The sequence below is a fragment of the Micromonospora marina genome, from assembly GCF_900091565.1.
Taxonomy (GTDB): domain Bacteria; phylum Actinomycetota; class Actinomycetes; order Mycobacteriales; family Micromonosporaceae; genus Micromonospora; species Micromonospora marina.
Map to the genome: position 1 here is coordinate 254,714 of NZ_FMCV01000005.1, position 19,637 is coordinate 274,350.

The following is a 19,637-nucleotide window of genomic DNA, read 5'->3' on the forward strand; positions in this document are numbered from 1 at the left end:
GGGAGGCGCTGATGGACCCGGTCGACGGGGTGCTGGAACTGCGGGACGTACGCCGGACCCACGGCGCCGGTGCGGCCGCCGTGCACGCGCTGCGCGGCGTGAGCCTGACCGTACGGGCCGGGGAGCTGGTAGCGGTGATGGGCCCCTCCGGGTCCGGCAAGTCCACGCTGTTGGCGCTGGCCGGCGGCCTGGACCGGCCCACCGGCGGCGAGGTGGTGGTCGAGGGCGAGGCGCTGGCCGGGCTGTCCGCCCGCGGGCTGGCCCGGCTGCGCCGCCGCCGGATCGGGTACGTCTTCCAGGATCTGAACCTGCTGGGCAGCCTGACCGCCGTGGAGAACGTGGCGCTCCCGCTGGAACTGGACGGCACCGGCGCACGGGCGGCCCGCCAACTGGCGCTGGCCGCACTGCGCGAGGTCGACCTGAAGGACCTGGCCGACCGCTTCCCGGACCAGATGTCGGGCGGCCAGCAGCAACGGGTCGCCATCGCCCGGGCACTCGTCGGCGAACGCCGCCTGGTCCTCGCCGACGAGCCGACCGGCGCACTGGACTCCCAGACCGGCGAGGCGGTGCTGCATCTGCTGCGCCGCCGGGTGGACGCCGGAGCGGCCGGGGTGCTGGTCACCCACGAGGCCCGGCACGCCGGCTGGGCGGACCGGGTGGTCTTCCTGCGCGACGGGGTGATGGTCGACTCGACCGCCCCGCTGATCGGCGTCGAGCACCTGCTCAGCGGCAGCAGCCGGTGAGCGGCGGCCGCCTCGCCGCCGTACGCGGATCGTGGCGGACCGCGCTGCGGATCGCCCGCCGGGAGGCACGGCGGTCCCGGCGGCGGACGCTGCTGGTGCTGGTCATGATCGCGCTGCCGGTGTTCGGCCTCAGCTTCGCCGCGGTCAGCTACGACATGGGTGACCTGACCCGCGCCGAGCGCATCGAGCGCCAGCTCGGCGGTGGCGACGCTGCGCTGCGCTGGGACAGCCTGACGCCGGTGACGCAGGACGCCTGGGGCGAGTCGGCCTGGCCGGTCGAGGGCGATTGGGTCGGCCGGACCCGTCCGGCGACCGCCGAGGAGGTGCGCGCGCTGCTGCCCGAGGGCAGCCGGGTCGCCCGCACGCGCTTGTGGATGACGTTCTCGACCCGGATCGGCCGGCACGTCGAGACGCTCGACGCGCGCGCCGTGGACCTGGCCGACCCGCTCACCCGGCCGCTGGCGCGGGTCCGCGACGGCCGCCCGCCGGTACGCCCCGACGAGATCGCCGTCAGCCCGGCGGCGCTGCGCCGGCTGGAGACCCGCATCGGCGACCCGGTCCGCGGCATCGACGGCACCACCTACCGGGTGGTCGGGGTGGTGGAGTACCCGGACAACCTCCGGGACGTGATCACGCTGCCCGGGGTGGCCCCGGAGGGCGCGGCCGGAAGCGACACCTGGCTGGTGGACCTGCCCGGCCCGCTGGACCCGGGACTGGTCGACCGGCTGAACGCGCAGGGCGTCCAGGTCGTCGCCCGCGACCGGCTGCCCGGACGGGACGAGTTCTCCCGCGGCATGACCATGCCGGACGCCGACGAGGCCGGCGTCGTCGGGGTGGTCGGCGGGCTGGGCCTGCTGGAGGTGGTGTTGCTGGTCGGCCCGGCCTTCGCGGTGAGCGTCCGGCGCCGGCGGCGCGACCTCGCGCTCGTCGCGGTGGCCGGTGGCGACGCCTCCCACCTGCGCCGGATCGTGCTCGCCGACGGGGTGGTGCTCGGTGCCGGCGGGGCTGCTCTCGGCCTGCTGCTCGGCATCGGCGCCGCGTTCGCCGGCCGGCCGCTCGTCGAGCAGTACGTGCTCGGGGAGCGCCTCGGGGCGTACCGGATCTTCCCGACCGCGCTGCTGGCGATCGCCGCGACGGCGGTGCTGGCCGGCGTGCTGGCGGCGATTGCCCCGGCCTGGACGGCGGCCCGGCAGGACGTGGCGACCGGTCTGGCCGGCCGGCGCGACGCGAGCCGGCCCCGCCGCCGCTGGCTGCTGATCGGGGTGGCGCTCACCGTCGCCGGGACCGCGATCGCCGCGTTCGCCGCCGGCCGTACCTCGCAGACCGGCGTGCTGGCCGGCGTCGCCCTGGGTGAGCTGGGGCTGGTGTTCTGCACCCCGACGCTGGTCGGTGTCCTGGGCCGGGCCGGCCGGCTGCTGCCGCTGACCCCTCGGCTCGCGTTGCGCGACGCCAGCCGCAACCGGTCGTCGGCCGCGCCCGCCATCTCGGCGGTGATGGCGGCGGTCGCCGGAAGCGTCGCGCTCGGCATCTACGTGGCGAGCGACGAGACCCGGTCGAGAGAGCTCTGGCAGCCCGGCATCCCGCCGGGGAACGTGCTGCTCACCTACTCCGGTGACACCCCGGCGGTCCCGCCGTCGGCCGAGGTCGTCGCCGACCGGGCCCGCTCGGTCCTGCCCGACGCCACAGTGGCATCCGTCGCCTTCCCCGGCTGCGCCGGCAGGATCCGGGACAAGAACGACTGCACCGCGTACGCGCTCGTCCCGCCCGAGCAGCGCTGCCCGTACAGCCCCTCCGAGCAGGCCGTCCCCGACTCGGCCCGGCGGGATCCGCGCTGCGTCAGCCCTCTCCAGGAGCCGGTCGACGTCTACCTGCCGGCGCTCGTGGACGACGGCGGCGCGCTGGCCGCGCTCACCGGCGCACCGGACGACGAGCTGGCCGCCGCGCGCCGGACGCTCGCCACCGGTGGCGTGGTGGTCACCGACCCCCGGCGGGTGGTGGACGGGCAGGTCCGGGTGGAGGTGAACGACAACTCCGGCGGCTTGCCCACCGGGCGGCTCCTGCCCGCGTACGTGCTGCACGGCGGTCTTCCGGTCGACCGGCTGGTCCTCTCCCCCGTCGCCGCGGCCACGCTCGGCCTGACCGCCGTGCCGATGGGCTACCTGCTGGACACCGCCGGCTCGCCCACCGACCGGCAGATCGAGCTGCTGACCGACGAGCTGTACGACATCGTGCCCGTGTCGGCGCAGGTGGCGACCGCCGACCCGCCGTCGGACCAGCGCCCGATGCTGCTCCTGCTCGCAGTGGCCTCCGGGGTGATCACGCTGGGCGCCGCCGCGGTCGCCACCGGCCTCGCCGCGGCCGAGGGTCGCCGGGACCTGTCCACGCTCGCGGCGGTCGGCGCCGATCCCCGGGTACGCCGCCTGCTGTCCCTCTGCCAGGCCGGGGTCATCGCGGTGCTCGGCTCCGCGCTGGGCATCGTCGCCGGGCTCGGCTCCGCCGTGGTCGTCCTGGCCTCGCTCAACCAGCGGTACGCCGAGTCCTGGCCGGTGCAGCCGCCGTACCCGGTGACGGTGCCCGGCGTGACGCTCGCCGCGCTGGTCGTGGTGCCGCTGGTGGCGATGGGCGGCGCGGCGCTGTTCACCCGGTCCCGCCTGCCGATCGAACGCCGGCTCGACTGAGCCGGCCGTCCGGTGCGCCCGACCATGATCGACAGCGGTCCGGGCGGTCTGACCGTCCGAGGGGTGACGGGGCGCGGTGCGGGCGGCACACTTGTCGGATGTCAGCCCTGGGATCCCTCACCCGCCGCCTCGGTCACCAGCGTTGGTTCGGCGCCACCATGCGCCTGCTCGTCCCGGCCGACCGGCTGGTCGGCCGGATGACGAAGGGTCGCGTGGTCGCCTTCGGGCTCGTGCCCACGCTGGTGCTCACCTCCACCGGCCGCCGCTCCGGCAAGCCGCGCAGCAACCCCCTGGTGTACGTCCCCGACGGCGACGCCTACGTGGTGATCGGCTCGAACTGGGGGCAGCAGCACCAGCCGTCCTGGACGTTCAACCTGATGGCCCACCCGGGTGCCGAGGTGGACGTCAAGGGCCGCCGGATCCCGGTCACCGCCGAGCAGGTCACGGGCGAGGAACGGGAACGGCTGTTCCAGCGGCTGGTGCAGGAGTGGCCCGCGTACCGCACGTACGTCGAGCGCGCCGGTGGCCGCGAGATCCGCGTATTCCGCCTGGTCCCGAACGCCTGAGCGGGCGGCTCACCGTGGCCGGAGTCGCGGCGAGCAGTCGCCGTCGTGATCCGGCCGGAGCAGGCAGCGTCGCCCCTCGGACAGGTAGCGGTCGCAGAAGACCCAGTGCCGTACGTTCTGGTCGTCCTCGGGCGAGACGCTGGTGCCACCGGGTTCGGTCTGCGGGAGGACGTGGCTCCAATGCGCCACCACCCGGGCAAGTCGCTGCGCCGACACGAGGTCGTTGACGACCATCGGCAGATGGATGACCCACCGTTCGGTCATCGTTCCTGCTCCCGCTCGGCCCGCGCACGCGCCTGCTCGGACTGCCAGCGCCGCAGGGCGTCCTTCACCCGGTCGGTCTCCCGGCGGCTCTCGGCCAGCGCGTCATAGACCGTCGCGAGATCGCCCGCCACGAGGTCCAGGAACTCCCGAACCTGTTCGGGATCGAGCCCGCGTCGACCCAGCGGCGTGGAGCCGAACGTCCGCTCCCGTACCTGCCATGGGCGCAGCGGCCGGTAGACCGCGGAGCGGTAGCACGTCGCGCGGCGCTCGGGCCGGCGGTTGTGCAGGCGTCGGAAAGGGATGATCCTCATCGAACCTGTCCTCTGTCGGTGCCATCCGCCCGTTGAGGGCGGGCGGATACGGCCCGCCCCCGGCACCTGCCGTCGCAGCGTGATCGCGGTACGCCGACAGGGCTCACACGGGCCGCGCCGAATCGGTCGGCCCCGGTAGCATCCCGATTACGGAGCGCAGGCGACAGCGGTGAGCAGTGGGCCCACACGCAAGCCCACGACCTGAGAGGGCGGCATGGACCATTTCGGGGACATACTCAGGCAGCACCGGGTAGCCGCCGGTTGGTCGCTGCGGAAGTTCGCCGACCTCATCAGATACGACTTCGGCTACCTCGGGCAGATCGAGCGTGGCAACCGACCCGTCAACCCCGCCGTCGTGGCCGCCTACGACCGGGCACTATCGACCGACGGCTTGATCCAGAAGGCATACGACAGCAGGCGTGCCGACGACACCGACATGCCGAGAAGGTCGGTCCTCCAGGCCATGACTTCGCTCGCTGCTCTCCCCGCCGTCGACCGTATGGTTGGCTGGGAGGCGCTGCGGCACGGCCTCGACACCGCGATTGACGTCGACTCCGACGCGTGGGCAGAGATCGTCGCCTCCTACGGCACGGCCTACTATCGCCAGCCGCACGACCAGCTGATGACCCAACTCGGCCGGGATTTGACGGTCCTCCAGCAGCAGCTCGCCGCAGTTGACGATCGGCGCCGCCCACAGCTGCTACGTGCCGCCGCGGCGCTGTCGGTGATCGTCGCGCTCAGCCTCGTCGCGTCAGGACATGCTCTACTGTCGAGGAGATGGTGGGCCAGCGCCCAGAGAGCCGCCGACGGGTCCGGTGACCCTGACACGCGAGTCCTGACCCGCGCCTGGGACGTCGTCAACGGCTGCTACGACGCTCGACGGCCCCTGACCGTCGTAGCGATCTCCGATGAGGTGCTGCCGCTCGCCGGGAGGCCGTCGGCTGCCACCTGCGGTCTGCTGGCGGGCCGGGCGCAGGCACTTTCCCTCGCCGGCCGGCACGACGAGGCAGTCGCGACCGTGCGTCATCTGAGCGAGCAGATCGAGAAGCTCCCGGCCGCCGTCGTCGGGGACGTCGAATCGCTGTGGGGCTGGCCGGAGCATCGCCTGCGACACACGGAGTCCTGGGTCTACACCCATTCCGGTGACCGGAGGGCGGCTGCGGCAGCGCAGGCCCGGGCCTTGGAGCTGTATCCCGCTTCCCAGATCCGGCTGCGTACGCAGGTACAACTGCATCACGCGGCGGCCACGGTCCGGGCCGGTGACATCATGGACGGCCTGACGGCGGCGGCCGATCTGTTGGACCGCCTGCCTCGGGAACAACACAACGAACTCGTGCGCGCGGTCACTCTGCAGGTCGCAGCGGCGGTACCCGACAGAGAGCGGCACCGGCCGCTCTACACGGAACTCATGGACCGAGTCCAGCGGTGACGCCTCCGCCGTCCGTCACCTTCGACCGATGCCGTCCGGACGAGTTGATGTCTGTCGTCGACGCCCTCGCCGACCTGTACGCGCTGGTCTACGCCGAACCGCCTTACCTCGAAGGCCCGGCACAGGTCGCCCGGTTCCGGGCCGGGCTGCCCGACGAGGCAGCACGGCTCGGATTCCGCCTCGTCCTGGCGAGAGAGGGCGAAGAACTGATCGGAGCGGCGTACGGGTGGACCATGGCAGCCGGCACCTGGTGGTCGCGGGCGAAGGAGGAACCCCCGGCCGAGGTGCGGGATCGCGACAAGTTGGCCGTACTGGAATGGATCGTCCATCCGCGGTATCGGTCTCGCGGCATCGGCGCGGAGTTGATGCGTCGGCTCCTTCAGGGGCGCCCGGAGAGCTGGGCGACCCTCGCCTCCGATCCGCGCAGCCTGGCGAACGGCATCTACCGGCGCAACGGCTGGCGAGTTGCCGGGCACTCCGAGCTGCCCTGGGGCCCTTCGATGGAACTGCTGGTCCGCGATCTGGCTAGGGTTGCCGCAGGCGAGCGGTCTGACGGAGGTGGATCGTGGCTGTCGACGTGAACGCCGAGCAGCGTCTGGACGATCCACCGGTGGCAGGTGGCCGAGAGGGTCGGTGACGCCGTCCTGCGGCGGTTCCCGGCCGACGTGCTGGCGGTCGCCGTACACTGTCCGCTCGCGCACGGCGACGACGACGGCGGCGGGGACCGCGAGGTCGGCCTCCTGGTCGTCACCTACCGGCCCGGCGCCGGACCGCCGCCCGCCACCCGGCGGGTGGACGGGGTGCTCGTCGACCTCACGGTGGCCGGGGCGGACGACTACCTGCGCCGGGCGACGACGATCACGTCCCGCTGGCCGCTGGCCGCTGGCCGCGGACCGGTACGTCACCACCCGCGCCCAGCACGATCCGACCGGCTGGCTGCGGAAGCTGCGCGACGAGCACCTGGCGCGGCTGGCACGCGCCCGGCCGGCGGAGTTCACGAGCGCGGCGCGGCAGGCGTGGTACCGGGGCAGCGCGGCGCACGCCCGCGCGGTGCGGCGTACCGGGCTGGCCGGGGCGGACATGACCGAGGTGGGCGCGGCGCTGACCCGCCAGGCCGAGGAGCTGGCCGCCCGGGGCCGCCCGGTCGACAGCACCATCGACGACCTGCTGTCCGGCTGACCGCTGACGGTCGCGGACGGCTCGGCGTCAGCCGATGCCGCCGCCGACGCCGATCAGCGCGCCGATCAAATAGGTCGCGCCGGCCGCCAGCGCGCCGAGCAGCAACTGCCGCAGGCCGCTGCGCCACCAGGCCCGGTTGGTGAACCGGGCCACGACCGCACCGGCCACGAACAGCCCCACGCCGCCGACCGCGAGTGCCAGCCAGAGGCTGGTGAAGCCGAGCAGGTACGGCAGCAGCGGCACCAGCGCGCCGACGGAGAAGCAGACGAACGACGAGATCGCGGCGGCCCACGGGCTGGGCTGGTCGTCGGGGTCGACGCCCAGTTCCTCCCGTACGTGCACGCGCAGCGCCTCCTCGGGGTTGGCGCGTACCGCCTCGGCGACCTGCGTGGCCAGATCCCGGGGCAGTCCGCGGGCGACCCAGGCGTCGGCGAGTTCCCGGGCCTCGGCCTCCGGGTGGCGTTCCAGCTCCCGCCGCTCCTTTGCCACCTCGGCGGCGACCTGCTCGTTCGCGGACCGGACGCTCGTGTACTCGCCGAGGCCCATCGAGATGGCGCCGGCCACCAGACCGGCCGTGCCGGTCAGCACCACGTTACGCGGGGACACCCCGCCGCCGCCCACACCGGCGATCAGCGCGATGTTGGTGACCAGCCCGTCCATCGCGCCGAAGACAGCCGGACGCAGCCAGCCGCCGGAGACATCCGCGTGGTGCGCCTCGCGCAGCGCCGCAGGGGTGTCGGTCACGGCAGCGTCAGGATCTCGTAGCCGTCGTCGGTCACGAGGATGGTGTGCTCGAACTGGGCCGTCCACCTGCGGTCCTTGGTGACCACCGTCCAGCCGTCGTCCCACATGTCGTACTGGTAGGTGCCGAGCGTGATCATCGGCTCGACGGTGAACGTCATCCCCGGTTCCATCACGTCGGTGGGGCGCGGGCTGTCGTAGTGCGGCACGTAGAGGCCGCTGTGGAACGCCTCACCGATGCCGTGCCCGGTGAAGTCGCGGACCACGCCGTAGCCGAAGCGCTTCGCGTACGACTCGATCACCCGGCCGATGACGTTGATCTGCCGCCCCGGGGCGATCGCCTTGATCCCGCGCATCATCGCGGTGTGGGTCCGCTCGACCAGCAGGCGGGCCTCCTCGCTCACCTCGCCCACGCAGAACGTGGCGTCGGTGTCGCCGTGCACGCCGTTCAGGAACGCGGTGACGTCGACGTTGATGATGTCGCCGTCCTGGAGCACAGTGGTGTCGGGGATGCCGTGGCAGATCACCTCGTTGATGCTGGTGCAGCACGACTTGGGGAAGCCCCGGTAGCCGAGCGTCGACGGGTAGGCGCCGTGGTCGCAGAGGAACTCGTGCACGACCCTGTCGATCTCGTCGGTGGTCACCCCCGGCTTGCAGTGCTCACCGGCGAGCCGGGTGGCCTGGGCGGCGAGACGCCCCGCCACGCGCATCTTCTCGATGGTCTCCGGCGTCTGCACGTGCGAGCCGCGCCACTCCTGCGGGCGCTTCTTACCCACGTACTCCGGGCGCGGGATGTGGGCGGGAACCGCTCGCCACGGGGAGAGCGTGCCGGGGGTCAGCGGCGCACGGACGGTCATGGCGCAAGCCTATCGCCGGGGCCGGTGTGCCCCCCGCCACAGGCCCGCCGGGGAGGTTGTTGCCGTGCCGCAAACGCTGTGCCATTGTTGCTCCGTGGATCAAGGGGGCGCGGCGCCCGTCTTCTCCGTGACCGCGCAGGTCGACGGCGACCATCTGCGCGTCCAGGTGACCGGCGAGGTCGACATGGCGACCGCCGACACCATGTTCCAGACCGCGCTCCGCGAGCCCGCCAAGCGGCTCACGCTCGACCTGCGGGCGGTCACCTTCTTCGACTCGGCCGCCATCCACGCGGTGGTCCGGCTCGCCCAGCGGTTCCCGGACGCGTTGACAGTGCTGCCGTCCCCGCAGGTCCGGCGCGTGCTGGACATCTCCGGCCTGGGCGAACAGGACTGGCTGGCCGACTAGTCGGCCAGCCGGCGGCGCAGCGTCAGCTCGGTGCCGTTCGCGGTACGGGTCACTGTCATCTCCCCCAGCGCCTGGATCAGTGCCAGCCCGCGTCCCCGGAAGCTCGACCCGCTCGACTCCCGCCAGCGCCCGCTGTCCCGGATCGTCGCGGTGACCGTCCGGTCGGCGACCGTCACCTCGACCTCGATCGTCGGGTCCGCCGGGTCGACCGGGTGCTCGATCGCGTTCGCCGCCGCCTCGGAGACCGCCACCGTCAGGTCGAACAGGTCGGTCTCGCCGACGTGGTGGGCGACGAGGAAGTCCTCCAGCCGCTTGCGCAGCACACTGAGCCGGGTCGGATCGGCGGGCAGGCGCAGCGCGAAGCGGTTCGGCTCGGCCGCCTCCAGCGCGAGCACCGCCACGTCGTCGTGCCGGGACCGCCCGGCCACCCGCGCCATGACGGCGTCGACCAGGTCGGCCACGTGCCCGGCGCGCGTGGTCGCGTCCACCCGCAACTGGCCCAGCCCGGCGTCGATGCCCGCGGCCCTGTCCTCGATCAGGCCGTCGGTGTAGAGCAGGAGCCGGCTGCCCGGCGCGAGGTCCCCCTCTGCGGTCGGATAGGCCGTGCCGGGAATCGCCCCGATCGGCGGCCCGAGGGCCCGATCGTGCAGGAACGCCACGTCGTCTCCTCGGATCAGCAGGGGTGAGGGATGGCCTGCGCTGGCGTACCGGATCCGACCGGTGCGCGGGGAGAAGCCGAGGCAGACCACCGTGGCGAAGGAGCCGCTGCCGGCGGAGTGGACGAGCCGGTTGAGCCGGGTCAGCGCCTCGCCCGGGTCGTAGCCCTCCAGGACGTACGCCCGCAGCGCGTTGCGGAGCTGGCCCATCGCCGCGGCGGCCCGAACGCCCTTGCCCACCACGTCGCCGATGACCAGCATCAGGTCGTCGTCAGAGGTGGCCATCACGTCGTACCAGTCGCCGCCGACCTCCACGTCGGCGCTGCCGGGCAGGTAGCGGCTGGCCACCACCGCGCCGGGCAACTGCGGCAGCGTACGCGGCAGCAGGCTGTGCTGGAGCGTGGTGGCGATGTGGTGCTCGGCCTCGTAGAGCTGGGCGTTCTCCAGCCGTACGCCGATCAGCCGGGCCAGTTCGGCCAGCGCCGCCTCCTCGGTGCCGCCGCCTTCCCGGCGCCACACCTGCAGCTCGCCGAGCTGCTCGCCGGAGGTGCCGGTGAGCGGCAGCACCGCGGTCGGCTCGGCGGGCAGGTCACCTCCGGCGTCCTCCTCGTGGCGGGCCCCGGTGGCGGTGACCCGGACGCGTCCGGCCTCGGCCAGGCGCAGCGCGTGCCGCGCGGCCACCCGGACCACCTCGGCTGTGGACCGGGCGGTGTTGATCTCCACGGCGGCGTCGGCGAGTGCCCGCAGCCGGCGGATGATCTGCCCGCGCAACTGACCCAGTTCGACATTGGCCCGGACCCGGGCCACCAGCTCCTGGCTGGAGAAGGGCTTGGTCAGATAGTCGTCGGCCCCGGTGGACAGGCCGGCGACCTCCTCGGCGGCGCCGGCCCGCGCGGAGAGCAGCACGATCGGCACGTACCGGGTGGCCGGCTCGGCCCGCAGCGCGGTGACCAGCCCGAAGCCGTCCAGCCGGGGCATCATCACGTCGGTCAGCACCAGGTCGAACGGGGTTTCGACGGCCAGCCGCAACGCCTCCACGCCGTCCGGCACGGCCACCACCTCGTACGCCGGGGAGAGCAGCCGGACGACGTGTTCCCGCAGGTCGGGGTTGTCGTCGGCGAACAGGACGCGGCCGGAGCCACCCGGCGTGCCGGACGGCGCCGGCAGCCCGGCGGGGCGGGCCACCTCGTCGGTCCAGAGCGCCGTCTCGGCGACGTACAGGCGGGCCTGTGCCGGTTCGCTCAGCGGCACCGGGGACAGCGCGGCCACGTGGTCGGCGGGCAGGTGTGCGTACCCGAACGGCATGGTCACCGTGAACGTGGTGCCCCGGTCGACGACGCTGTGCGCGGTCACCGTGCCGCCGTGCATCTCGACCAGCTCGCGAACCAGGGCGAGCCCGATGCCGGTGCCCTCGTGGGTACGGGAGCGGGCACCTGCCACCCGGTGGAACCGCTCGAAGACCTGCGGCAGCTCCTCCGGCGCGATGCCGACTCCGGTGTCGGTCACCTCCAGGACGGCGGCGCCGTCGGCCGGGCGTACCCGGACCCGGATCTCCCCGTCGAAGGTGAACTTGACCGCGTTCGACAGCAGGTTGAGGACGATCTTCTCCCACATGTCCCGGTCGGCGTAGACCGGTGCGGGCAGCGGCGGGCAGTCCACCACCAGGCGCAGCCCGGCCCGTTCGACGGCCGAGCGGAACGTGCTGGCCAGCCGGGAGGTGTAGTCGGACAGGTCGGTGGGCTGGTAGCGGGCGGCCGACCGGCCGGACTCCAGCCGGGAGAAGTCGAGCACCGTGTTGACGAGCTTGAGCAGGCGCAGCCCGTTGCGGTGCATGACGGCCAACCGATCGAGGTAGCGCTCGGGCAGCTCCCGGTCGGCGAGCATCTCCTCCAGCGGGCCGAGAACCAGCGTCAGCGGGGTACGGAACTCGTGGCTCACGTTGGCGAAGAAGTTGGTCTTGGCGCGGTCCAGCGCGGCCAGCTCGGCGACGCGGGCGCGTTCCTGCTCGTACGCCCGCTGCTTGCCCACCGCGCGGGAGACCTGCGCGGCGACCAGGTCGACGAAGTGGCGGTAGTCGTCGGTGAACGGCAGCCGACGGGACACCCCGAGCAGCAGCACGCCGGCCGGCTCGTTGGTGGCGGTCAGCGGCAGCAGGAGCGCCTGGTCGGCGGCGTCCGGCGGCACCGCGCCGGGCAGGTCGGCGGTGGCGATCCAGCGCGGCTCGGTGAGCGGCCCGTCGCCGGGCGGTCCGGGCGGCGGGCCGGCGACGGTGCCCGGGTCCACCCCGGTGCAGCCCGCCGGCACCAGCGTCCCGCCCTCACCCTGGAACCAGACCGCACTGAACGGCACGTCGGCGCGGTGTGCGTCGAGCACCCGGGCGACGGCCCCGCCCAGTTCGATCAGGCCCGGTACGTCGCCCAGCTCGTTGCCCAGCTCCGCGAGGACACGCAGCCGGCGTTCGCCGAGCACCCGGCCGGTGGTCTCGTTGACGAAGCAGAAGATCCCGCTGACGGTGCCGTCGGCGTCGCGGATCGGGTCGTACGAGACGTCGAAGTAGACGTCCTCCAGGAAGCCGTGCCGGTTGATCACGAAGGGGTGGTTCTCGCCCCGGTACGGCACGCCGGTGCGGCGTACCCCGTCCAGCAGCGGGCCGAGCACGTCCCAGGTCTCCGCCCAGTGCCGGCGTGCGGCCTGCCCGATCACGGCCGGGTGCTTGTCGCCGATGGTCGGCCGGTAGGCGTCGTTGTAGAAGGCCAGGTGGTCCTCGCCCCAGAACACCACCATCTGCGCGCGGGACGACAGCATGGTGCTCACCGCGTGGCAGAGCGCGGCGGGCCAGCTGTCCGGTGTGCCGAGGGCGGTGGTCGACCAGTCGAACCCGCGCAGCCGCTCGCCCATCTCGCCACCGGCGGCGAACGCCGCGGCCAGCAGCGGTGGGAATGACGCCTCGCCGGCCGACGGGGACGAACGGCCGTCCTTCCCGTCCCCCAGGGCCGAACCCATGCAGCCTCCCGCTCCGGCCATGATCACGACGGCCGGCGATCTCCGCCGACCGTCCCCGCGTACTACCCCGACGGATGAGCAACGTAACGCACCCGCACCGTTCGACGCTGCTTACCTCCGCCTCATCCTGGCGTAACCGGCGCGGCGGGGCGACTCGGGCGGTCCTGGCCGCGGCGGCGGGCCCCCGATCCGGCTGTCCTGACCTACGAAACGCGGATGTGTGATCTGGCCGACATCGCGGCCCGGACCAGGGCCTCCACCGGCCGTGGGTCGGCCTCGTTCTCCGGATGCCACTGCACACCGAGCACGAAGCGCCGCGCCGGGTCCTCCACCGCCTCGATCACCCCGTCGTCGGCCCAGCCGGTGACCGCCAGGCCGCCGCTGTCGGCCACCGCCTGATGGTGGTACGAGTTGACCCGGTCCACCCCGGCCATCACCTCGGCGGCCCGGCTGCCGGCGGCGAAGCGCACCGGGTGCGACCCGTACACGCCCGGCGCGGGGCGGTGCCCGTCGTGCCCGACCACGTCCGGCAGGTGCTGGTGCAGCAGGCCGCCGTACGCCACCGCGAGCAGTTGCATCCCCCGGCACACGCCCAGCACGGGCAGGTCCGCGGCGAGCGCGGCGGTCAGCAGCGTCGTCTCCCCGGCGTCACGCTCCGGGCGGCTCTCGGTACGCGGGTCCGGCGGCTGGCCGTACCGTTCCGGGCCGACGTCCGCGCCGCCGGCCAGCAGCAGCCCGTCCAGCAGCCCCAGCACGTCCGCGTCCGCGTCGTCGGGGGGCAGCACCACGGCCCGGCCGCCCGCCGCGGTGACCGACCGGACGTACGCGTGCGGCACGAGCGTCGCCGGCACGTCCCGCCACACCGCCCAGCCGGCCGGCTCGACGTACGCGGTGATGCCGATGACCGGCCGTCTCGCGCCCACAGTGCCGGCGCTCACAGGGGTGTGACGTAGGCGCCGGTGATGCCGCCGTCGACGACGAACTGCGCGGCGGTCATGAACGAGGCGTCGTCGCTGGCCAGGAACGCCACCGCGGCGGCGATCTCGGCCGGATCGCCGAACCGGCCCATCGGCACGTGCACCAGCCGCCGGGCGGCCCGCTCCGGGTCCTTGGCGAACAGGTCCAGCAGCAGCGGCGTGGCCACCGGCCCGGGGCACAGCGCGTTGACCCGGATGCCGTCACGGGCGAACTGCACACCCAGTTCCCGGGTCATCGCCAGCACCCCGCCCTTGCTCGCCGTGTACGCGATCTGCGACGTGGCCGCGCCCATCAGCGCCACGAACGAGGCGGTGTTGATGATCGAGCCCTTGCCCTGCCGGCGCATGTGCGGGATGACGTACTTGCAGCACAGGTAGACGCTCGTGGTGTTGACCCGCAGCACCCGTTCCCAGGCGTCCAGGCCGGTCTCCAGGATGGAGTCGTCGTCCGGCGGCGAGATGCCCGCGTTGTGGAACGACACGTCCACCCGGCCGTGCCGCCGCACCACGCCGTCGAACAGGTCGCGGACCGCCGTCTCGTCGGCCACGTCGGCGGCGACGAACTCGCCGTCCACCTCCTGCGCGGCCCGGGTGCCGGCGTCGGCGTCGATGTCCACGCAGACCACCCGGGCGCCCTCGGCGGCGAAGCGGCGTACGGTGGCCAGCCCGATGCCGCTGCCCGCGCCGGTCACCACCGCCACCCGGTCGGTAAGCCGTCCCTGCACTGTGATCACTCCTCGGTGCCGATGAACACGTTCTTGACGTCGGTGAAGGCGTGCAGTGCGTCCGGACCCAGCTCCCGGCCCAGGCCGGAGCGTTTCATCCCGCCGAACGGGGTCCAGTAGCGCACCGAGGAGTGCGAGTTGACGCTGAGGTTGCCGGACTCGACGGCGCGGGCCACCCGCACCGCGCGCCCGACGTCCCGGGTCCAGATCGAGCCGGACAGGCCGTACTCGGTGTCGTTGGCGAGCCGGATCGCGTCCGCCTCGTCGTCGAACGGCAGCACCGAGACGACCGGGCCGAACACCTCCTCCCGCCAGTGCCGGTCCGCCGGGGAGGCGGCGAGCAGCACGGTCGGGGCGTACCAGAAGCCGGGGCCGTCGGGGCACGAGCCGGTGAAGGCGACGTCCGCCCCGTCGACGTACCCGGCGACCCGGTCCCGGTGCGCGGCGGAGATCAGCGGGCCCATCTCGGCCGTCTCCCGGGCCGGGTCCTCCACCCGCACCGCCCGCACGGCCGGTTCGAGCAGTTCCAGGAAGCGGTCGTAGACCCGGCGCTGGACCAGGATCCGGGAGCGGGCGCAGCAGTCCTGGCCGGCGTTGTCGAAGACCGCGTACGGCGCGGTGGCCGCCGCCTTCTCCAGGTCCGCGTCGGCGAAGACGATGTTGGCGGACTTGCCGCCCAGCTCCAGCGTCACCCGCTTCACCTGGTCGGCGCAGCCGGCCATGATCCGGGTGCCGACCTCGGTCGAGCCGGTGAAGCAGATCTTGCGGACCGCCGGGTGGGTGACGAACCGCTCGCCGACCACACTGCCCCGGCCGGGCAGCACGGTGAACACGCCGTCGGGCAGGCCGGCGTCGCGGGCCAGTTCGGCCAGGCGCAGCGCGGTCAGCGGGGTCAGCTCGGCCGGTTTCAGCACCACCGTGTTGCCGGCGGCGAGGGCCGGGGCGAACCCCCAGCCGGCGATCGGCATCGGGAAGTTCCACGGCACGATCACGCCGACCACGCCCAACGGCTCGTGGAACGTGACGTCGAGCCCGCCGGGCACCGGGATCTGGTGCCCGGTCAGCCGTTCCGGCGCGCCCGCGTAGTAGTCGAGTACGTCGCGGACGTTGCCCGCCTCCCAGCGCGCGTTGCCGACGGTGTGCCCGGCGTTGCGCACCTCCAGCTGGGCCAGCTCCTCCAGGTGCGCGTCGACGGTGGCCGCGAACCGCCGCAGCAGCCGCCCCCGATCCCCCGGCGCCATGTTCCGCCACGTCTCGAACGCCACGGCGGCACGCGCGACTGCCGCATCCACGTCGTCGACGGAGCACCCCGCAACGACCCCGATCCCCGCTCCGTCAACAGGCGAGATCACCTCACCCAACCGTCCCCCTCCCCCTACTCCGGCGATCTTGCAGTTGCCGCCCTGGCAAAAGCCGCACAACACCCGCGCCGGGGACCGCAAGTGCAAGATCGCCGAGGCGGGCCGGGAGCGCGGCGGCGTCAGAGGCGTTCGAAGCCACGGGTCAGCTCCCAGTCCGTCACCGCGGCGTCGAACGCGGTCAGCTCGACCTTCGCCTGGTTGGCGTAGTGGTCGGCCACCTCGTCGCCGAACGCCTCCCGGGCCACCGCCGAGCGCTGCCACAGGTCCAGCGCGTCACGCAGCGTGGTGGGCACCCGCTCGGCGTCCGGGTCGTCGTACGCGTTGCCGGTGCACTCGTCGGCCAGTTCCAGCTCGTTCTCGATGCCGTGCACCGCCCCGGCCACCAGCGCCGCGATCGCCAGGTACGGGTTGACGTCGGCCCCCGGCACCCGGTTCTCCACCCGCATCCCCTGCCCGTGCCCGACCAGCCGCAGCGCGCACGTGCGGTTGTCGGTGCCCCAGCGCAACGCGGTCGGCGCGAACGAGCCGGGCTGGTAACGCTTGTACGAGTTGATGTTCGGCGCGAAGAACAGGCTGAACTCGCGCATGGTGGCGAGCAGCCCGGCCAGCACCCGCTGACCGGTGACGCTCAGGTGCGCCGGCCCGTCCCCCAGCATCGCCGACGAGCCGGAGGCGTCGCGCAGCGAGAAGTGGATGTGGCAGGAGTTGCCCTCCCGCTCGTTCGGCTTCGCCATGAACGTGATCGCCATGCCCTCCTGGGCGGCGATCTCCTTCGCGCCGTTCTTGTAGATGACGTGGTGGTCGGCGCAACGCACCGCCTCGTCGTACCGGAAGGCGATCTCGTGCTGGCCGAGGTTGCACTCGCCCTTCGCGCTCTCCGGGGTGAGCCCGGCGCCCGCCATCTCGGTGCGGATACGGCGCAGCAGCGGCTCGACCCGGGCGGTGCCGAGCAGCGAGTAGTCCACGTTGTACTGGTTGGCCGGGGTCAGGTCGCGGTAGCCGCGCCGCCACGCCTCCTCGTACGAGTCGCGGTAGAGCACGAACTCCAGTTCGGTGCCGGCGTACGCGGTCAGCCCGTGCGCGGCCAGCCGGTCGAGCTGCTTGCGGAGGATCTGCCGGGGCGAGGCGACCACCGGGCCGGAGCCGTCCAGCCACTCCAGGTCGGCCAGCAGCAGCGCGGACCCGGGCTGCCAGGGCATCCGGCGCAGCGTGTCCAGGTCGGGGCGCATGGCGAAGTCGCCGTAGCCGCGTTCCCAGCTCGACATCGCGTACCCGTCGACGGTGTTCATGTCGACGTCCACCGCGAGCAGGTAGTTGCAGCCCTCGCTGCCGTGCGTGACCACCTGGTCGAGGAAGTAGGGCGCGTGGAACCGCTTGCCCTGCAGTCGGCCCTGCATGTCGGTGAGGGCGAGCACCACCGTGTCGATCTCACCCTCGGTGACGGCGACCCGCAACTGTTCCAGCGAGAGCGGCGTTTGCTTCATCAGGGGCCTCCATCACCAAGGTCTACTGGCAAACCGGATCACCGTCAATGCCCCGGCGGGGTCGGGTGCGAAACCGGGGAGTGCACATGCGCCGTCGTACCGTCGCTGTCGTCGCCGCCGGCCTCGCGATCGTGCTCGCGGTGACCGACGCCCACGCGGGCGACCGGCCCACCGGCGAGCGACCCGCCGGCGGCCCGGACCGGCCGGTCCCCGCCGACGCGCGCCCGGTCGCGCTCGACCTGCACGGGTTCGACGGGCGCGCCGGCTGGTCCGGCTACGACCTGACCCGACCCCACGTCGTCGCGACCGGGTTGGAAGCGCCGTGGGGGCTGGACTTCCTGCCCGACGGCAGCGCCCTGGTCGCGCAGCGGGACTCCGGCACGATCCTGCGCGTACGCCCGGGACGCCCGGCCCGGCAGGTGGCCCGCATCGCCGACGTGGCCGCGGGCGGCGAAGCGGGCCTGCTCGGCCTGGCGGTCTCCCCCCGCTACCGCCGCGACCGGTGGGTCTACGCCGCCTACACCACCGCTGCCGACATCCGGATCGTCCGATTCCGTCTCGGCTCGTCGCGGCCGCCGCAGGTGCTGGTCAGCGGCATCGCCCGCAGCGCCGTCCACGACGGCGGCCGGATCGCGTTCGGCCCCGACGGCATGCTCTACGCCGGCATCGGCGACGCCGGGGTTGCCGCCCGCGCGCAGGACCTGACCAGCCGCAACGGCAAGATCCTGCGGATCCGCCCGGACGGCGGCGTGCCGGCGGGCAACCCGTTCCCCGGCTCGCTCGTCTACAGCTACGGCCACCGCAACGTGCAGGGCCTCGCCTGGGACCGGCACGGGCGGCTGTTCGCCACCGAGTTCGGGCAGAACACCTGGGACGAGGTGAACCGGATCGTGCCCGGCGGCAACTACGGCTGGCCGCTGGTCGAGGGCGTCGCCGGTGATCCCCGCTTCCGCGACCCGGTCGTCGTCTGGCCGCCCGCGCAGGCGTCTCCGAGCGGCGCCGCGTTCACCAGGGGCACGCTCTACGTCGCCGCGCTGCGCGGCGCCCGGCTCTGGGCGGTGCCCGTCGACAACGCCGGCCACGTCGGCGTACCCGTGGCGGAGCTGGCCGGCACGTGGGGCCGCCTGCGTACCGTCGAGGTGGCCCCCGACGGCGCGCTCTGGGTGGCGACCAGCAACCGCGACGGCCGCGGCACCCCGGCGGCCGGCGACGACCGCATCCTCCGCTTCCCGCTCACCCACCGCCGCCCCACGATCTGACCCCTGGGGTACGCGGACAGCCCACCCCGCGTCAGTCACGAACCCGCGCCCAGGCCAGGAAACGGCCCATCACCGCGGCCTTCGGGCGATCGCACGCGCCTCGTCGTCGCTGAGTGGAAGGAACCAGAAGAACCGCCTGACGATCTCGGGCGGTTCCGGCCCTTCGACGTGACCACGCAGGTCCCGAATCGCGCCGCGGGCGAGGAACGCCATCATCCGGATGAGCGCCACCGGTTCGAGCTGATCGCGCGGGATGCGACGCAGGGTGGGACAAGGCCACGGCTCGCGGCAGCGCTCGCACGACAGGTCGTCGCGGGGCGACCTTGGCGAGTTCTTGTTCGCACCGAACGACAACTCGCCAAGATCTACTGGTGACCGACCGGGAGAGGCGAACGCGGTCATGGATGTGGGCGGCACGAGGTGGCGCACAGCGACCCGCAGCGGCAACACCGACTGCGTCCAGCAAGGACCGCGACGGCGGCACCCTCTACGGCACGCCGTCGTCGTGGCGAGCGTTCGTCGTGTTGGCCGAACAGATCGGGCCTGCGACCTGACCGGCAAAGCCAACAACGAGTTCTCCGGACGGCCCGGCGGTCAGATCGGCTGGACCCAGGCGGATCGCCACTGCGGGGACGGGTCCGCGCCGAGGCTCGTCCAGTACTCCCGCGCGTCGACGATCCGCCCGTCGCGCACCGTCCAGAACGACGCGACCCGGTGCACGCCCATCCCCTCGTGCGGCACCTCCACCTCGGACACCACGGTGTCGCCGGACGCCACCACCCGCAGTACCCGGATCGACCAGCCCTCCGGGTACTCGGCGTTGACCTTCACGTAGTTCTCGCGGCCCACGATCCGTTCGGCGCTGACCGGCCACTCGACCACCACGTCGTCGGCCAGCAGGTCACCGACGCCGGTCCAGTCCCGGGCCTGCATGCGATCCCACAACGCGCTTACCACAGCTTCCGAGTCCATGGCCGGATCATGGCAGGCCCCACCGA

At 73.3% G+C, this 19,637-nt stretch carries 19 protein-coding genes; 8 read left to right on the forward strand and 11 right to left on the reverse strand.

Annotation, left to right across the window (positions count from 1 at the left end):
- Positions 1–11 precede the first annotated feature (11 nt).
- The 3 genes from GA0070215_RS09680 (at position 12) to GA0070215_RS09690 (ending at position 3,987) form a co-directional block, all read left to right on the forward strand.
- Positions 12–743, forward strand: coding sequence for an ABC transporter ATP-binding protein (locus tag GA0070215_RS09680; RefSeq protein ID WP_091044175.1), 732 nt, complete (start codon positions 12–14; stop codon positions 741–743).
- Positions 740–3,421, forward strand: a complete 2,682-nt coding sequence (locus GA0070215_RS09685; RefSeq protein WP_091044178.1) for an ABC transporter permease — start codon at positions 740–742, stop codon at positions 3,419–3,421. The genes GA0070215_RS09680 and GA0070215_RS09685 overlap by 4 nt, the downstream gene beginning before the upstream one ends.
- Positions 3,422–3,519: 98 nt before the next feature.
- The gene (locus GA0070215_RS09690) at positions 3,520–3,987 is read left to right on the forward strand and encodes a nitroreductase family deazaflavin-dependent oxidoreductase (RefSeq protein ID WP_091044182.1); all 468 of its coding nucleotides are present in this window, start codon (positions 3,520–3,522) and stop codon (positions 3,985–3,987) included.
- 9 nt (positions 3,988–3,996) lie between these two features.
- Here GA0070215_RS09690 and GA0070215_RS09695 read toward each other — a convergent pair whose 3' ends face one another.
- Positions 3,997–4,251 carry a hypothetical protein gene (locus GA0070215_RS09695; protein ID WP_091044186.1) on the reverse strand — a complete coding sequence of 85 codons (255 nt, stop codon included), beginning with the start codon at positions 4,249–4,251 and terminating at the stop codon, positions 3,997–3,999.
- Positions 4,248–4,562, reverse strand: coding sequence for a DivIVA domain-containing protein (locus GA0070215_RS09700; RefSeq protein ID WP_091044189.1), 315 nt, complete (start codon positions 4,560–4,562; stop codon positions 4,248–4,250). Before GA0070215_RS09700 ends, GA0070215_RS09695 begins: the two co-directional genes overlap by 4 nt.
- 214 nt (positions 4,563–4,776) lie before the next feature.
- On the opposite strand from GA0070215_RS09700, the gene GA0070215_RS09705 reads away from it, so the two are divergent.
- From GA0070215_RS09705 to GA0070215_RS29810, 3 genes are all read left to right on the forward strand, one after another.
- A complete protein-coding gene (locus GA0070215_RS09705; RefSeq protein ID WP_091044194.1) occupies positions 4,777–5,991 on the forward strand; it encodes a helix-turn-helix domain-containing protein in 1,215 nt (404 codons plus the stop codon).
- 47 nt (positions 5,992–6,038) lie between these two features.
- A complete protein-coding gene (locus GA0070215_RS09710; protein ID WP_091044340.1) occupies positions 6,039–6,572 on the forward strand; it encodes a GNAT family N-acetyltransferase in 534 nt (177 codons plus the stop codon).
- A gap of 469 nt (positions 6,573–7,041) precedes the next feature.
- A complete protein-coding gene (locus GA0070215_RS29810) occupies positions 7,042–7,170 on the forward strand; it encodes a hypothetical protein (RefSeq protein WP_377467091.1) in 129 nt (42 codons plus the stop codon).
- A gap of 27 nt (positions 7,171–7,197) precedes the next feature.
- On the opposite strand, the gene GA0070215_RS09720 is transcribed toward GA0070215_RS29810, so the two are convergent.
- On the reverse strand, positions 7,198–7,914 hold the full coding sequence (locus GA0070215_RS09720; protein WP_091044199.1) for a VIT1/CCC1 transporter family protein: 717 nt from the start codon (positions 7,912–7,914) through the stop codon (positions 7,198–7,200).
- Positions 7,911–8,768, reverse strand: a complete 858-nt coding sequence (gene map, locus GA0070215_RS09725) for a type I methionyl aminopeptidase (RefSeq protein ID WP_091044204.1) — start codon at positions 8,766–8,768, stop codon at positions 7,911–7,913. Before map ends, GA0070215_RS09720 begins: the two co-directional genes overlap by 4 nt.
- 94 nt (positions 8,769–8,862) lie before the next feature.
- Between map and GA0070215_RS09730 the strand changes: the two genes are divergently transcribed.
- Positions 8,863–9,174 (forward strand): STAS domain-containing protein, encoded by a 312-nt coding sequence (locus GA0070215_RS09730; RefSeq protein ID WP_244166926.1) that lies wholly within the window; start codon positions 8,863–8,865, stop codon positions 9,172–9,174.
- Here GA0070215_RS09730 and GA0070215_RS09735 read toward each other — a convergent pair.
- The 5 genes from GA0070215_RS09735 to GA0070215_RS09755 form a co-directional block, all read right to left on the reverse strand.
- A complete protein-coding gene (locus GA0070215_RS09735; protein ID WP_091044208.1) occupies positions 9,171–12,833 on the reverse strand; it encodes a SpoIIE family protein phosphatase in 3,663 nt (1,220 codons plus the stop codon). The two genes, GA0070215_RS09730 and GA0070215_RS09735, sit on opposite strands and share 4 nt — an antisense overlap.
- 203 nt (positions 12,834–13,036) lie before the next feature.
- Positions 13,037–13,756, reverse strand: coding sequence for a gamma-glutamyl-gamma-aminobutyrate hydrolase family protein (locus GA0070215_RS09740; protein WP_244166927.1), 720 nt, complete (start codon positions 13,754–13,756; stop codon positions 13,037–13,039).
- 11 nt (positions 13,757–13,767) lie between these two features.
- A complete protein-coding gene (locus GA0070215_RS09745; RefSeq protein WP_026268003.1) occupies positions 13,768–14,535 on the reverse strand; it encodes a 3-oxoacyl-ACP reductase in 768 nt (255 codons plus the stop codon).
- A gap of 5 nt (positions 14,536–14,540) precedes the next feature.
- Positions 14,541–15,896 (reverse strand): aldehyde dehydrogenase family protein, encoded by a 1,356-nt coding sequence (locus GA0070215_RS09750; protein ID WP_091044217.1) that lies wholly within the window; start codon positions 15,894–15,896, stop codon positions 14,541–14,543.
- Positions 15,897–16,015: 119 nt separating this feature from the next.
- Complete coding sequence (locus tag GA0070215_RS09755) at positions 16,016–17,380, reverse strand: glutamine synthetase family protein (protein ID WP_091044220.1); 1,365 nt, start codon at positions 17,378–17,380, stop codon at positions 16,016–16,018.
- 86 nt (positions 17,381–17,466) lie between these two features.
- Between GA0070215_RS09755 and GA0070215_RS09760 the strand changes: the two genes are divergently transcribed.
- A complete protein-coding gene (locus tag GA0070215_RS09760) occupies positions 17,467–18,639 on the forward strand; it encodes a PQQ-dependent sugar dehydrogenase (protein WP_091044225.1) in 1,173 nt (390 codons plus the stop codon).
- A 69-nt stretch (positions 18,640–18,708) separates the two neighbouring features.
- Here the strand turns inward: GA0070215_RS09760 and GA0070215_RS09765 are convergent, their stop codons facing one another.
- Together GA0070215_RS09765 and GA0070215_RS09775 are read right to left on the reverse strand one after the other, a co-directional pair.
- Complete coding sequence (locus GA0070215_RS09765) at positions 18,709–19,041, reverse strand: hypothetical protein (RefSeq protein WP_208600310.1); 333 nt, start codon at positions 19,039–19,041, stop codon at positions 18,709–18,711.
- A gap of 192 nt (positions 19,042–19,233) precedes the next feature.
- Entirely contained in the window at positions 19,234–19,611 is a 378-nt protein-coding gene (locus GA0070215_RS09775; protein WP_091044229.1) for a nuclear transport factor 2 family protein, read from the reverse strand.
- Positions 19,612–19,637: the final 26 nt, after the last annotated feature.